The 16,513-nt window shown below is 42.0% G+C and carries 12 protein-coding genes; 6 read left to right on the top strand and 6 right to left on the bottom strand.

Translation table 11 applies throughout. The features are described 5' to 3' along the window. Positions 1-390: 390 nt before the first annotated feature. Entirely contained in the window at positions 391-1,287 is an 897-nt protein-coding gene (locus Q1W14_RS20890; RefSeq protein ID WP_300704698.1) for an AraC family transcriptional regulator, read from the bottom strand. 247 nt (positions 1,288-1,534) lie between these two features. On the opposite strand from Q1W14_RS20890, the gene Q1W14_RS20885 reads away from it, so the two are divergent. The 5 genes from Q1W14_RS20885 to Q1W14_RS20865 all read left to right on the top strand — a co-directional run bounded on the left by Q1W14_RS20885 (position 1,535) and on the right by Q1W14_RS20865 (position 5,877). Further along, a complete protein-coding gene (locus tag Q1W14_RS20885) occupies positions 1,535-3,205 on the top strand; it encodes an alpha/beta fold hydrolase (RefSeq protein WP_300704696.1) in 1,671 nt (556 codons plus the stop codon). Between the two features lie 83 nt (positions 3,206-3,288). Continuing rightward, positions 3,289-3,696 (top strand): cupin domain-containing protein, encoded by a 408-nt coding sequence (locus Q1W14_RS20880; RefSeq protein WP_300704695.1) that lies wholly within the window; start codon positions 3,289-3,291, stop codon positions 3,694-3,696. 5 nt (positions 3,697-3,701) lie between these two features. Next, complete coding sequence (locus Q1W14_RS20875; RefSeq protein ID WP_300704693.1) at positions 3,702-4,775, top strand: alpha/beta fold hydrolase; 1,074 nt, start codon at positions 3,702-3,704, stop codon at positions 4,773-4,775. 4 nt (positions 4,776-4,779) lie between these two features. Then, positions 4,780-5,373, top strand: a complete 594-nt coding sequence (locus Q1W14_RS20870; RefSeq protein ID WP_300704691.1) for a flavodoxin — start codon at positions 4,780-4,782, stop codon at positions 5,371-5,373. Between the two features lie 21 nt (positions 5,374-5,394). Then, complete coding sequence (locus tag Q1W14_RS20865; protein WP_300704690.1) at positions 5,395-5,877, top strand: nuclear transport factor 2 family protein; 483 nt, start codon at positions 5,395-5,397, stop codon at positions 5,875-5,877. 108 nt (positions 5,878-5,985) lie between these two features. On the opposite strand, the gene Q1W14_RS20860 is transcribed toward Q1W14_RS20865, so the two are convergent. The 5 genes from Q1W14_RS20860 to Q1W14_RS20840 form a co-directional block, all read right to left on the bottom strand. Continuing rightward, complete coding sequence (locus tag Q1W14_RS20860) at positions 5,986-6,498, bottom strand: hypothetical protein (RefSeq protein WP_300704689.1); 513 nt, start codon at positions 6,496-6,498, stop codon at positions 5,986-5,988. Beyond that, positions 6,499-6,822 (bottom strand): hypothetical protein, encoded by a 324-nt coding sequence (locus tag Q1W14_RS20855; protein ID WP_300704688.1) that lies wholly within the window; start codon positions 6,820-6,822, stop codon positions 6,499-6,501. Continuing rightward, entirely contained in the window at positions 6,822-7,301 is a 480-nt protein-coding gene (gene mobV / locus Q1W14_RS20850) for a MobV family relaxase (RefSeq protein ID WP_300704686.1), read from the bottom strand. Before mobV ends, Q1W14_RS20855 begins: the two co-directional genes overlap by 1 nt. A 173-nt stretch (positions 7,302-7,474) precedes the next feature. Then, positions 7,475-9,022, bottom strand: a complete 1,548-nt coding sequence (locus Q1W14_RS20845; RefSeq protein WP_300704685.1) for a cellulase family glycosylhydrolase — start codon at positions 9,020-9,022, stop codon at positions 7,475-7,477. A gap of 102 nt (positions 9,023-9,124) precedes the next feature. Continuing rightward, positions 9,125-13,054, bottom strand: a complete 3,930-nt coding sequence (locus Q1W14_RS20840) for a hybrid sensor histidine kinase/response regulator transcription factor (RefSeq protein WP_300704683.1) — start codon at positions 13,052-13,054, stop codon at positions 9,125-9,127. Positions 13,055-13,319: 265 nt separating this feature from the next. Between Q1W14_RS20840 and Q1W14_RS20835 the strand changes: the two genes are divergently transcribed. Then, a complete protein-coding gene (locus Q1W14_RS20835; protein WP_300704682.1) occupies positions 13,320-16,505 on the top strand; it encodes a SusC/RagA family TonB-linked outer membrane protein in 3,186 nt (1,061 codons plus the stop codon). The last annotated feature ends 8 nt before the right edge of the window (positions 16,506-16,513 follow it).

Here is a 16,513-nt window from a genome sequence, read left to right as displayed (position 1 = left end):
GCAGCGGCAGAATCTTTTAATGCGAAGATCAAAGCTTTCAGAGCACAGTTTAGGGGAGTCAGAGATAAGGCGTTCTTTTTATACAGACTTACTAAATTATATGCATAAAATGAAAATCCCTCAGAGTTTTACGTTGATCCGAATAAACAGTTCGCAGAGTTTTGAAAATTGCGAGGTAACGATTTGGCAACTGTGCGTATTTCAGCGTTTTGCAGTGTTATACCTTCAAATAACTCTTGTAAGAACAAAAGTAGGAAATTATTTCTTATAGCAATCCAAAAAATAATATATTTTGAGCATAGATTCAAAAAAAGCTCCCCAATTTCAAACTATATCCATAACATAGGATTAGCTTGTAATTGGGGAGCTATTAATTGCGTTTTCAAATACTCAACTTACACGCCTATATTCATTCGGCGATACCCCAGCTACTTTTTTGAAAAGACGACTTAGGTGGTGGGGGTACTTAAATCCCAATATATAGGCAATTTCACTAACAGAGCGCTTGCCTTCGGAGAGGAGTTCCTTTGCTCGTTCAATAGTTGTCAGCTGGATATATTCCTGTGCCGATTTGCCTGTCTCTTTTTTTATCAGATCCCCGAAATAGTTGGAAGAGAGATGTAGCTCTCCTGAACACCATGCCACAGAAGGTAAGCCGAATTGCTGCGGTTTATCCGAATTGAAATAACTGTTAAGTAAATTTTCAAATCTACTTAACAGGTCACGATTCACAATCTCACGAGTAACAAACTGACGATCATAGAAACGCACACAATGATTGAGCAACACCTCTATATTTGCCACAATAATCTGTTTGCTGTGTTTGTCGATGGCATGTTCCAATTCCTCACGAATTTCGTTAAAGCAGTTGATTACGATTTGCCGTTCACGTTCCGACATGTGCAAAGCCTCGTTCGACTCGTATGAAAAGAATGTGTACTCTTTCATCTGCTTGTCAAGTGATGTGCCACGTAGTAAGTCTGGATGAAACATAAGTATCCAGCCATGTGGATTGAGGGTTTCTCCATTATCATTATTACCTGCAACTTGTCCGGGAGCAACAAATACAAGTGTTCCCTCCCGATAATCATACTGATTGCGACCATACAACAATGGACCGCAATGAAGTTGTTTGAGAATAATGCAATAGAACCCAAAGTTCTTGCGGCTATGACGGATCATCTCCAACTGCGACATATCGACAACGCTAACTAATGGATGAAGCGTTTCCACTCCTAATAGTTCGTTGTAGTCTTGAACCGAATCTAATTTTATAATATCTCCCATATATTTTCCAGTTTACCTATTTAACGTTTTACAAAGATAATGAAACTCTATTGATATTTATCTGAACATCCATAGAATCAGTAATATTGGTTCGAGATTCCGTAAGGTGTGTTAGTATGTGCAATCTGTTAAATCATAATCAGTAAAATCGGTGTTTTAAACCGTAATTCATCTATTGACACGCATCGGTATGTCTCCTATCTTTGCAGAAATAATTTGTAGGTATAATCAAATTGTTAAAACAATCATGCGAATAAAAAAGATTATTTCATTCGTGCTTGCGGCTTTCATCGTAACGTCTGTATCAGCACAAACTAAACAAGAGATGGACAAGAAACAACAAAACATTGTGGCAATTGCTGCCTTGACAGGTAAAGGCGATCTGGGTAAGCTGAGGTCGGCATTAGCAGAGGGACTTGACAATGGAATGACGGTCAATGAGATTAGAGAGGTGCTGGTTCACACCTATGCCTATTGTGGTTTTCCAAGAGCTTTGCGAGGACTGCAAACTTTCGTAGCTGTGCTTAACGAACGAAAAGCACATGGCATTGAGGACAAGAGAGGACGTGAGGCATCGCCTATCACAGATTCTCGCACCAAATATGAACGTGGGCGGGATATTCTCGCCGAAATATCGGGTACTCCTGTCAATGCTCCGAAAGCAGATTATGCGGTACTCGCCCCCGAAATAGAACGTTTTTTGAAAGAACACCTTTTTGCCGACCTCTTCGAACGTGATGTACTGACATATGCAGAGCGAGAAATAGCAACTGTATCGGTACTTGCAGCTATTGGAGGGGTAGAACCGATGATACGTTCACACATGAACCTCTCTCTCAATGTGGGCATCACGCCCGAGCAATTGCGGCAGCTATTGTCTATTGTCGAACAAAAGATCGGACGCAACGAAGCTGATGCCGGACGTATAGTTCTGAACGGAATTTTGCAAAACAATGGATTGCCTGCTAATCAAGAAAAGCCTATTGCAGAAGTGGGAAATGGTATAAAGGTACAGAGAGTTACTTTCCACAATCGGTTTATGATTGATATTGTCGGTAACCTCTATTTTCCTGCGGATTATAACTCATCAAAGAAATATCCTGCTATTGTCGTAGGGCATCCTTTTGGAGGTGTAAAAGAACAGACATCAGGTCTGCACGCACGTAAATTAGCCGAGTTGGGTTATATAACACTGGCATTTGATGCCTCTTATTACGGAGAGAGCGGTGGTTATCCACGCCGCATAGAATCTCCCGAAGTGCGCGTGGAGGATTTCAGTGCAGCAGTAGACTTTCTCTCCAATCATTCAGCAGTTAATGCCGAACAAATTGGCGCATTAGGCATCTGCGGAGGCGGCTGTTATTCAGTAAGTGCAGCACAGATAGACCATCGTATCAAGGCGGTTGCTACCATTAGTATGTATGATATGGGACGTGCCCGTCGGCAGGGAGTAGGTGATGCCACTACTTACGAACAACGCATGGCAACTCTCGATCAAATTGGAACTCAACGTACAGCCGAATTTGCTGGAACAGCACGCCGTGACATTCGTGCCTTGCCTGAAAAAGTAGATGCGTCTACTCCGCAATATGCTCTTGATTTTCTGGACTATTACGATACACCACGTGGTAATCATCCCAATTCCACAGCCTATTATTCGTACACCAGTCTCGCTCCGATGATGAATTTCTTTCCGTTCGTACAGATTGAGACTATTTCGCCACGTCCACTGCTCTTCATCGCCGGGGAGAAAGCCATATCTGCTTACTTCAGTGAAGATGCTTATTCAAAAGCAGCCGAACCTAAAGAACTGTTTGTTGTGCCGGGCGCAACGCATGTCGATTTGTACGACCGTCCGGAGTATCTGAACATCACGCTTCCGAAGCTGGATGCATTCTATAAACAATATCTAAAGTAAACTATAAAATCATGAAAAAAATCCTATGTCTAATCGCAACAGCTTTGTTACTCAATGCGTGTTGCAATCAAAAGAAAGAAAATATGGAAACACCAAAAGATCAATTCAGTAAAGGTACATTAATGGAGAGTAATCCCTATTTCACGGGAGATGCATGGCTCGAAATGTTCGTTACAGCCGCCGATTCGATGGACTGTACGGTTGCTAACGTGACTTTTGCGCCGGGTGTTCGTAATAGTTGGCACTCTCATCCGGGTGGACAAATTCTACTTTGCACCTCCGGCAAAGGGTATTATCAACAGAAAGACCAACCCATCCAGCTGCTTCTGCCGGGTGATGTGGTAAAAATTCCTTCCGATGTGATTCATTGGCACGGAGCTGCTCCCGACAGCGAGTTTACGCACATTGCCATTGGTACGCAGCCTTCCAAAGGATCTGTTGTGTGGCTTGAACCTGTAACAGATGAAGAATACAACAACTATAAAAAATAGAAACAATGAAACAGATATTAGTTATTATGTTATCCACTTTTATAGCAGGTAGTTCTATGGCACAAAACGCCCCGCTCGTTATCTCAGAACAAGGTAGTTTTGCCGTTGGAGGAACGGTGCTGAAGCATCCGGGCAAATACGACAATAGCCAGTTTGCAGGCTGGGGTAAATCGGTAGAGCAAGGGCAAAGCTACCACGCTGACCATGCCGTAGTGGATTATCAACTACCTGCCAATGCCCATAAACTTCCGTTGGTCTTCATACATGGCTACGGGCAGTCGGCACGAAGTTGGCAAACAACCCCCGATGGACGGGAAGGGTTTAACACGTTGATGTTGCGGCATGGATTCGGCACATACTTGGTCGATCTTCCCGGTCGTGGACGTGCAGGACGGACTACCGCAGAAATGGAAATCAAACCGCTTGCCGATGAGCAGTTTTGGTTTGATATATTCCGTATCGGTCAATGGCCGCAATTTAATCAAGGAGTGCAATTCCCGACCGATTCGGTAGCCTTAGAACAATTCTTCCGACAAATGACCCCCGACATCAGTACGCATAGTATGGAGCCTGTACTCACATCCATCAATGCCCTGATGAATAAGATAGGGCAAGGAATACTTGTCACCCACTCGGCTGGCGGTTTCCCGGGTTGGATGGTTGGCATGCAAAATCAAAACGTGCGGGCTGTTGTTTCTTATGAGCCGGGCGGATATGTTTTTCCCGAAGGAGAAGTACCCAATCCAATGCCAAGCCTTACAGGTACACTTTCGGGCGTGGAAGTGCCGATGACAGAGTTCATGAAACTTACCAAGATTCCGATTGTACTCTATTTCGGAGATTATATTCCGGAAGAGGTAACGGATAAACTCGGTGGTGAAAACTGGCGTGTCCGCCTTCAAATGGGGCGTAAATTCGTGGAGACTATCAATAAGCATGGCGGAGACGCTACGATTGTAGAACTACCCAAGATTGGAATATATGGAAACACACATTTCCCGATGTCTGATTTGAATAATGTAGTAATAGCCAATTTGTTGTCCGAATGGATAAAAGAGAAAGGCATCAATAACAAATAACGATATGAAGAATATATTATTAATTCTGCTTATGATGGTAATCGCATATCCATTATCAGCATGTGATAGTAAAAACGATAGCTCTATCACAGAAGAAACGCCCCCAGAAGCCACAGACCATAAAATTCTCATTGCCTATTTCAGTTGGGGCGGTACTACACAACAGGTTGCCGAAAACATAGCCCGTTATAGTGGTGGAACTCTTTTTAGAATAGAGTCCGTAAGTCCTTATCCGATCGAATATACACCATGCACCGTGGTGGCAAAAGAAGAACTGGATAAAGGCATCCGTCCCAAACTAAAAGCTACAGTGGCGGATTTTGACAAATACGATACCATATTTGTAGGCTGTCCCGTGTGGTGGCATACTGCTCCGATGGTTATCTGGTCTTTTTTAGAGGCTGACAATTATGATTTCTCTGGAAAAACAGTAATCCCCTTTTGTACCTATCAGGCAACTTATAGAGATGAAACATTAGCAAAAATAGTTGAGTTAACACCGGATTCGAAACATTTGAAAGGGTTCGGAACAACTAATAAAAATGCCAGTGTAGAGAGTTGGTTAAAGGAAATAGGCATAAAAGCCGTAGATAAATAACGAATTAATAACACATACATCATGAAAAAAAGAGTATTGAAAAGTAATTATCTGATATTGTCAATCCTTGTGTTGAGCTTATCTATAATGAGCCTGCAAAGCATCCATGCACAGCAAAAGGAGGTGGCTAACGAAAAGACAAAACAGGAACTTTTAAGTCTATCCAAGCAAAAGTGGCAGTGGATGGCGGATAAGAATGTGGACTCACTTGATGACCTATTCCACGAAGAAGCTGTTTTTGTCCACATGGGCGGTACTATGAACAAGGAACAGGAAATAAATACCATCAAAAGCGGAGGAATCCATTATAAACATGCAGATATAAAGGAAACATCTATCCGTTTTGTAGGTAGCACGGCTATCATCTTAGACAGAATCCGATTGACAGCTGTTGTTGGTGGCAACGAGGTGGTTAATCCTTTTATGGTGACAGAGGTGTATGTATTAGTCGATAGCAAATGGAAGTTAGGTTCATTGTCGTTTACCCGGCTGCTCGGAGAATAAGCATTTATCCAGATATTGCAAAATTGACATTAAAAAGAAATCTTTGTTTATCAGTGTAATAAACAAAGATTTCTTATGTTTTTAACGAGTATGAACCACAGCATACATCTACATTTTTCGTTGTTGTGAACTCTTCTTTACGTTTATCCCTAATGATGAAAGAAACTCCTTTTGTTTCTGGCGGAACCAATCGTATATTTCCAAGCCATCGATATTGAGCCTGAACTTCTGAGGTTGCTTCGGGTCAGGTTCGACTTTGGCAATGGAGTGGTCGGTGTGATATTTGCGTTGATACTCATGCGAGTAGATTTCGCCTTTGAAACCGACCTCCTCCCTGTTGAACATCTTTCGTATCATCTCCACCCCAAAGCCAACTTTTTGGCAAAACTTCTCAAACTTCAATAGTTCCTCGATATGTGGGAATAGGTTGTAGATTTTATTCAAGGTCGATTTTAGAAGACTGTTCTCGTTGAGTAGCTCTTGTTCTCGTTGCTGAAACTGCTGTCCCAAGTTTTTAACTTCCTTTAACGCCACGTTTTTAACGACTTCTACACGTTGCTTTATCTCATTATTTTCATCATATAGGTTTTGAAGCGCACCTCTTAACTCCTTGTTTTCCATCTAGATTTTATTCATCTTGGGCGTACCCAACAAGGAGCTAACCCCATCCATCAATTTAGAACCCACATCGGCAGCGGAGTTTTTGAGTTTCTCCCTGCTGACATCCACCCTCACTTTGGACAGTTCCTCTTTGGCTGATTCCTGTTGCTCCAGCAAGATGTTGATATTACCCTGAATACTTTCCGTCTGGTTTAATAGGTCTCTGTAATATTGTGAAGTAGTAACGTGTTTCGCTTCCGAACCCTCAATGCCCCGTTGTAAGCCATACTTCGCCATTTGCTCGGCGTATGTGTTTTGATACTCTTTCAGACGGACACGGCTCATCACATCATCGGCACACAGGCGGACGGCATCAGGCGATTTCTTTTGCGGTACTTCTTTTTGCCTATCCCCTCTTCTGCCTTTTTCTTTCTCCGCTCACCTGTAACAATGGGTATCATCGTGGCGTGAATATGTGGAGTGGTCTCATCAAGATGCAATACTGCCGAAACGATGTTGTCTGCTCCGTAGGTCTTCTTCAACCAATCAAGGTTATCCTTGCACCACTCATTCAATTTGCCAGCCTGTTCGATGCGTTTCATGTCTTCATGGCTACCTGATAACATTATTCTGACGGCACGAACTTGGTTCTTGCCAATCTTGCGTTGTAACCCTGCCGATTCTAATCGGTACTGTATCGCCTGTGTCCGATTCTGCACCCCATTGGGTAATTCTATCATCTCTTGGTTGAGATGCGTACGGGTAGGGTCGGCATTCTTCGGGGCGATTGTTCGCTCGATGTGTGTCTGACAAATCAACAACAAGGCATCGTTCTACAACAGATAAACATACTGAAACATAGGTAATATTTTCAGCATCCAGAAAAAAAATAGAGGGATAAGGCGTTTAAGCCAAATCCCCCATTTTTAAAACCCAAATTTTAAGCTGAGTCAAGCTACATCATACAATATATATATATCCTTATTACAATCTCTCATCAAGGAGCATTTTGATACACTGTTGCCAAAGTATATGATACATCGTCAGTGAAATATCCTTTTGCCATTACATTTACTATATCTTTTCCGTTGTTGACATAGTCACCTGTAGCATGGTTTATCACACCCGAACATTCACGTCCCGAACCAGCACTACCATTGTCCCAATAGAATACTGCCATGCCATTCGTACGAGCAGCCTTACATACATATTCTAAATAGTATTTGCGGAACAACTCAGAACGAACATTATTACGATGCACGCATCCCATTTCACCTATATATACTGGTATTCCTTTTTCTACATACGTGGTTCTCAATGCAGCAAAAAGCCCATTGAGATGAGCTTCATCCCCCCAAACATCTTTTGATCCTACGGCACCAGTATGTCCCCATTCGGTGAATTTATCTTCTAATGCAAAGGTGGCCGGGTCATAATAATGCACAGATACCAACAATCGGTCTTTAGCCGGATCACTAGGGATTTTCAGAAATTTCATCGTAAGATCAGGGTTAGTACAATAACCACTAATACCTAAATAGCGAGCAGCATTGTTCCCGCCAGTAGCACGTACAGCATCGACAAATACCTGTTGCCATTCGTTGAGTATGGCATACTGTTTACCCCCATCGATAGTATTACTGCCCATTCCCCATTTTCCATCATGAATTTCATTCAAACCCTCGAAGATAAGAAAGTCACCTTTATCTTTAAAATGTTCAGCAATTTGTGTCCACATAGCTTTAAGTTGCACTTTGGTCGCATTATTTGTGATGACGTCTTCCGAAGCTTTCACTATATCAAGCCAATTGCATTTCACAGAACCATCTTCATTAACATGCCGGTATCCATCGTGATGAATATTAATAATGACTTTCAGTCCTGCATTTTCGGCATAATCCACCAACTCTTTCGCACGATTGAGCCATGCAAGGTCGATAGTATAACCGGGAGCGGCACTGACTTTGCCTAGCCAAGTAATAGGAATACGTACGGATGTAAACCCTGCATTTTTCACTTTATTAAACGTTTCTTGAGTGGCTTTCCCATTACCCCAAGAAGTTTCATCGGCTACATCATTCACATAAGCATCAAGCTGGTTACCCAAATTCCAACCAAGCCCCAGTTCCTTGGCTACCTTTACAGCGGGTTGGTTTTCATCTATAGGCTTGCTTTCAGACTGATTATTTTTTGCCTGACTGACGGTAATAGTTTCTTTCTTCTCGCCCGCAATAATAGTAATGATCGATTCACGAGCACCACTCTCATTTGCTTTTGCAACGAATACAAAAGAAGAAAGTTTGTCAAGTTGAGTAGTCGATTTCAGAGTTAACCACTCAGTGCTCGATTGAGCCACAGCTTTGGGGTAGGACGATACACTGATAATTGTTTCGCCACCTGAAGCCGAAAGATTTATTGACGATACACTTTTCACAGTAAGATACGGTAGTTCCTCTACTGATTCATTGGAAGAGGAACAAGACAAGCTAGTCATAACTAATAACATCGCTATAGTCTTCTTTAAGGAAACAGAATTGATACTCATAAATAATATTAGTAATAGATTTATGCCAACAAAGCTAGCAATAACAAATCTACACTACGTTTGAACGCCTACATATCGAGGTTTGAAATCCTACAATTCTGTTTATTTTCTATTTCCACTCGAATATCGGCTAGGTTGAACACCAAAATACTTCTTAAATAAAGTACTGAAATACTTGGCGTTAACAAAACCAGTACGGATAGAGACATCTATCACAGGTACCCCTTCTAACAATAAGGCAGCTGCATGCTCAAGGCGGATCATACGTATAAAATCATGTGGTGTATGTCCGGTAAGGGCTTTCAGTCGCTCATGAAAAAGGGTACGGCACATAGCCATATCGCGGCAAAGTCGATCAATATCAAATTCCAAGTCACTAATGTTCTCTTTTACGATCCGGGTAACTTTCTCAATAAATGCACTATCAGCATCATTGGGAACACTCACCTCATCTTGAACGGTTGTTTCTGTTGCTACTTTGTCGGCATTAACGCCATGAGCTGAAGCTATAAGATTTTTTTGCAGAGCAATTTGTGTGTAGTATTGGTGTAAACGTTTACGATTATCAATCTGTGCTTTCACCTTAGCTTTTAGTACATCTATATCGAAAGGCTTGGCTATATAGTCATCGGCTCCTTTTTGTAATCCTTCTATTACAGCCTCTTGTAAGACTTTGGCAGTAAGTAGTATCACCGGTATACCCGAAGTAGAGGGATTACTTTTTATTTGGTGACACATTTCATCACCGTGCATACCGGGCATCATTACATCCGACAGCACCAAGCTGGGATATTGTGTCTCCATACATTCTAATGCTTCTTCTGCATTAGACTTATCAATCACCAGGTAAAACGGTTCAAAGAATTGACGCATATACCGACGCAGTTCATCATTGTCTTCTACAATGAGCAGAGTATCTTTGTCCAATTCATCGGACGTAGTGTTTTCAGTAATAGAAAGAGTCTCTATTGTTGAACAAGTAGTATCTTCTACAACAACTTTGATTACAGCTTTATTGAGAATGAGAACAAATTCAGAGCCCTTACCTTCGATAGAGGAAAATTTGATATCACCTTTTAGTAAACCGGCAAACCGTTTGGCCTGCAACAGCCCTAAGCCAATGCCCGAAGCACCGGAACTAATGGCATTGCTAGCACGAAAGAAGCTGGTAAACAATTTCTTTTGCTCCATTGGAGAGATGCCGATACCTGTATCGCTCACAGCAATCTTTACTTTGTCGCCGTCAGTTTTAGCACTGATACTTACGTAACCTTCTGCAGGAGTATATTTCAAGGCATTTGACAGAAGATTGGTCAGTATTCGATTCAGCAATCTTGTATCTGCCCACACACATAAATTAGTGTCAACATTATCTACTCGCAACGTCAAATGCTGCTGCTGGCATAGTGGCTGAAATGCTACAACAAGTTCACCTATAGTTCTATTTAATGGCACTGCTTCTATTTGAGGCTCCATATTGGGGGACTCCATCCGTTCAAAATCGAGCAATTGCGACAACATATTCAGAAGTTTATCGAGGTTTAAACGTGCCAACTGCACATTTTTTACAGCAACATCGTGAAGTGTGTCATCGTGGTATAGTTCGTCGAGCGGCGCTTTCACAAGGGTGAGCGGAGTACGAATGTCATGAGCTACACTTACGAAAAAAGCAATCTTTTCGTTCATATAACGGCGCACCATTTGCTGCTGTTTGCTCCTTATAATCATACACAAGATAGTACAGAAAGTTGCGACATATAACAACCAAGCCCACCATGTATTCCACCACGGCTGACTAATCAGAATATCAACAGACCGACTACTTAGCAAAAGCCCATTATGGAGACTTCGTGACTGCACGCAAAGTTTATACTTGCCTGGCGGCACGTTGGTATATCGCAATTGTTCGTTATATCCAAGTTTGTTCCAACCTCGGTCGAAACCTTGAAGCATATACTCATATACAATATCACTTTGATAGCGAAAACTCACGGACTCAAAACCTACCGTAAATGAGTTATGGCGATAGGATAAGATTACAGTACTGTCCGTCAACATCTGCATCAGCTCCGAATGCATGGATGCTGTTTCGTTCGTATCAATATTATCAATCCGAAAGCTAGTGAAACGTAAAACAGGAAGTTTGTATGAAGTTAGCGAGATATGAGGCTTAAATATCAGTACCCCTGATGTACTTCCCAATGCAACCCGCCCGTCATACAAGCGGATGGCCGCAGAGCGATTATAGGATCTCGACATCGCATGTTCAAAATTCTGATTGTATATCTTCATGGAGGAATTTGAAGGGAGACAAGCCAAACCATGATCAGTAGTTATCCACAACATATTGTCATGGTCGATAAGCAAAGCACATACACGGTTAGAAGGTAGCCGGTCGTCAACTGAGAATATTTTCCTTTCAGAAGTACGCAAGTTAAGTAAATATAGTCCTCCTCCATCACTCCCCAACCATACCTGTTCATTGTCGATAAATGCCATCGCTTGAATGAAAACATTAAAGTCCTGTCCCCTATTGTCGGAACTTTTAAGCAGATGAGTTTGCTTGTCTGTTTGTTTGTCTATCAAGATAAGTCCGTCAACCGTACCTATACCAATTGTATGAGTATCTTTCTGCGCTAAACAACGCACTTTTGCTACATCATATGATTTCCACTGCTGTGTGCGACTATTCAATTTAAGTAACTGGTCATCCATAGTACCTACCCATAAATCGGAATCGGTATCAAAAAGTATTGCTGAAAGATAGTTCGATGGCAAGTCACAATTATTCTTAAGGTAGTGATGCAATACATGTCCTTGGTTATCGAGCAAAAACACTCCATTTCCATAAGTACCTGCAGCAATAACTCCTTGCTGATTGGCAGTGATACCTAACACTACATTTCCCGCAAGTATTTGCCGACATTGGTCAGTAGCAGAATTGTATATGCTGATACCATTGTCGGTGGCAATCCACAGTTCACCGTTATTCGTCTCGCAGAGTGCATTTACATTATCATTAGCCAGTGAAATTCCACCTCCTTCACGATACTTTAACAGAGTGGTAGTATTCTCCTCAGACATCATAAGAAAAGCGCCCCCCGCATAAGTTCCCACCCAAATATTTCCTTCAAGGTCACAGCATAATGAATAGACTCCCGTAGCGGTTAGCATCCGATTGTCGCGTGTAAAGAGCGGGGCCGCCTTACCGGTTGAATAATTATAAGAATAAACGCCATCACCGTCAAATCCCAACAACACAGTTGATGAAGCAACTTCTATCATAGAGCGTATAGGTGTTTGGGGCAACGAATTGACTTTGGCAGACTGTTCCTGCCATGATTCGAGATCGACTGTTTTCATCCCATTATTTAAAGTACCTACCAATAAAGTATTACTACCTGAGGGAAGCAAAAGACTTTGTACATAGGTGCCTGCACAGAGTTGGCGCAATAGTTGCCCCTTTTTAGAATAGATATCCAAACCGCACTCAGTACCAACTGCAATACCTTGCGGAAGTTCGATGATATATGCCACGAAACTATCAGAAGTTATTCGTGTAAGTCCCTCATCTAACCGATAGCAGTAAAGACCAGTACTGAGTCCTATCCACATGCATTCATTCGAGTCAATAAACAGGTATTTAAGAGCTAACCCCAAATGAATGTGCTCTGCCAAATCAAGGCAGAGTTCAAATTGGTCTGTGAGTGTATTGTATTTATAGATTCGCCCTACATTATTATATGCATATATTAAGTTGTCAGAGGTTGTGGTCAACATGATTGTACTTCCCGAAGCATCAGATAATTTGCTATTTGAATCCAAATTATAACTCTTCATCGAGCAGCCGTTATAACGATTAATACCATCGAGTGTAGCCATCCATATAGCTCCCAGGTTATCTGTGGCTATTGAAAAAACCCGCTGGCTACTCAATCCTTGTTCCGTACCAAATTGCAAACTGGTGAATCGTTGGTTGTACTCTTCTGCATTAATAGTGACCGTAAATAGAGTAAGAAGTAGTATGGTCAAAATTTGTATGGATTGTCTAGCATGAATGTGCATTTGATGGTAGTATTGATTTAATAGAGGCAAAAATACATCAACAAAATAAATGCTCAAAATTATAGCCACAATATGTTTCAATTTTAAAGTTTTACATGCAAAAAATCAAACCTTTATTAGAATATGAAGCGATTCAAACCTAATATGTAGAAATTCAAACCTGCCAAACAGATACTTTTATCACCTTTGCGCCGGAACCAAAAATCTATTTACTAATTTTATTATAACTATTATGAAAGTAAGAAACTGTAAAAAAGCACTACTTTGCTCCACTCTTTCTCTTTGTCTATGGGGAGGTCTACCGCAAGTAAAAGCAGCTTTACCTGAAAATTTTGCTGTAGAACAGCATAGTAACAAAGTAACAGGTATTGTGAAAGACTCTTTTGGACCAGTAGTAGGAGCCTCCATCGTTGAGAAAGGAACTACCAATGGCGTTATCACCGGCCAAGACGGCAAATTCAGTTTAAATGTAAAACCCGACGCAACATTAGTCATTAGTTTTGTCGGCTACAAACAGCAAGAAGTAAAAGCTGACAAAGCCCCTTTGAACATCGTGCTCGAAGAAGATAATAAGATGTTAGGAGAAGTTGTCGTAACAGCTTTGGGCATCAAGCGTGAACGTAAAGCACTCGGTTACGGTGTGGCCGAGGTACAAGGCGAGGCATTGAACAAAGCTAAAGAAACCAATGTAATCAATTCAATGGCGGGTCGTGTACCAGGCTTGGTCGTCAGTCAAACGGCCGGTGGTGCTTCCGGCTCATCGCGTGTTATTCTACGTGGTAGTACAGAAATGACCGGCAACAATCAACCACTGTATGTGGTAGACGGCGTTCCTTTGGACAATACTAATTTCGGTAGTGCCGGCACTTACGGAGGTTTTGACCTTGGTGACGGAATTTCCAGTATTAATCCCGATGATATTGAGAGTATGTCAGTACTAAAAGGTCCGGCTGCATCCGCTCTTTATGGTAGCCGTGCCAGTCATGGCGTTATTCTTATTACTACCAAGAAAGCCAATAAAGATAAGGTAAGCGTAGAATATAATGGTACACTGACCTTCGACACTCAGTTAGCCAAGTGGAATGACATTCAGCAAATCTATGGCATGGGTAGTAATGGTACATATCCAGTCAATGCAGTGTCCAATACCAATATGAGTTGGGGTGCAAAAGCAGATGGTAGCAACACGCTAAAATATTACGATGGTGTGGAACGTCCTTATCTCATTGTTCCCGACAATACCTCTGAGTTCTTCCGCACAGGTTTCACTGCTACCAATAGTGCCATCATTGGGGTAAACAATGGTAAAACCGGCATCCGCTTCACCTATACTGATATGCGTAATAAGGATATCGTTCCCAAAACTCACATGAGCCGCGATATCTTCAACTTACGCGCCAACACAGTGGCTGGAAAATTCGATCTGGACTTTAGTGTCAACTACACCCGCGAGGATGTAAAGAACCGTCCGGCGTTGGGCGACAGCAAGTCAAACATTGGCAAGAATCTTATGACACTGGCTACTACTTACGACCAGAAGTGGCTACAAAACTATCAGGATGCCAACGGCGAATACTCCAACTGGAATGGCATGGACCCTTACAATGTAAACCCCTATTGGGATATTTACAAGAATTCAAATGTTTCAAAAAAAGACCTATTCCGTTTCAACGGTAAAGTAACCTGGAACATCAGCCAACACTTAAAAATACAAGGGACTGCAGGTGCCGAACTCAATTGGTTTAACTTTGAGGACTTCAAAGCTCCCACCACTCCAGGATTCGAGGCAGGTCGTCTGCAAGACAGCAACTTCCGCAACCGTATGTACAATTTCGAGATTCTAGCTCTCTACAATAACTCTTGGGGTAACCTCGATTTCAATGCCACGTTTGGAGGTAATTTATATAAGGTGAACAACCAAACCATTATCACTACCGCCCAGGATATGAAGATACGCGAAGTGGTGGCTCTGATGAGTTTCAATGAAATTAGCGTAGAACCCTACAGCTACCGTAAGCAGATTAACTCAGCCTATGGCGCCATCAACTTGGGTTGGAAGCATATGCTCTATTTAGATGCTACTCTGCGTGGTGACCAATCTTCTACATTGCCCGTTAGCAACAACATGTACATGTATCCTTCTTTCTCCGGTAGCTTCGTATTCTCAGAACTTCTGAAATCAAACCAAATCCTGCCTTACGGAAAGATACGTATGTCATGGGCACAGGTAGGTAGCGACACCGATCCTTATCAACTCGGACTGGTTTATACCAAGTCAAAATTTGCTTATCCTGGATTCACCATAGGTTCTATCAGCAACGGTACTATTCCTAACAAAGACCTGAAACCCACTAAGACTAACTCTTTAGAATTAGGTATGGAACTGAAATTCTTACACAACCGCATAGGTTTGGACTTCACTTATTACTCTCAGCTTAGTAAAAATCAGATTATGGGTATGGCAAACTCTTCGGCTACCGGTTACGGATATCGCCTGATTAATGCCGGTGAGATTGAAAACAAAGGTATTGAAATCGCCTTGAATACTCGTCCTGTTCAAATAAAAGACTTCTCTTGGGATTTGAACTTCAATTTCTCGAAAAACAGCAATAAGGTGAAGAAGTTGGTGGATGATATGGATATGTTCGAACTAGAAAAAGCAACCTGGTTGGACGTACAGGTAGCAGCCAAGGTAGGTGAAAACTTCGGTTCCATCATAGGCCCCGACTTCCAGCGAAACGAGCATGGTGATATTCTCATCGACCCGACAACCGGCCTGCCTATGTATGACAAAAGCAATCACGTACTAGGTAATGCTTCCTGGGATTGGACAGGTGGTGTCTTTACCAACTTTACCTACAAGAACCTTTCACTCTCTGCTGTATTCGACGTGAAAGTTGGCGCCGACCTCTATTCTATGTCAGCCCGTGCCGCTCACGAAACCGGAAAAAGTTTGTCTACCTTGGAAGGCCGTGATGCATGGTATCAGTCGGAAGAAGCACGTCAGGCAGCCGGTTATGCCAAAGATTCTCCCGACTGGACTCCTACGGGTGGTTTTATAGCACCAGGGGTAATAGATAATGGTGACGGTACTTTCCGTGAGAATGACATCGTTATCAATCCCGAAAAATATTGGATGAATGTTTGCCGAAATGCTCCTTCCATGTTTATCTATGACAACTCATACGTGAAGTGTCGTGAAATTACCCTGAGCTATACTTTGCCCAAAACTTGGCTAAAGAATTTGGTGAGCGATTTGACTGTCTCATTTGTAGCCCGAAACCCATTCATTGTATGGAAAAATATTCCTAACATAGATCCGGACTCTAATTACAACAACACTACCGGTATGGGTATGGAATACGGTTCACTACCTTCACGTAAAAGTTACGGCTTCAATGTCAACGTTAAATTCTAAGAGAGAAA

The sequence above is a fragment of the Bacteroides sp. genome, from assembly GCF_030151085.1.
Classification (GTDB): domain Bacteria; phylum Bacteroidota; class Bacteroidia; order Bacteroidales; family Bacteroidaceae; genus Bacteroides.
This window is presented reverse-complemented; position numbering and strand designations above follow the sequence as displayed.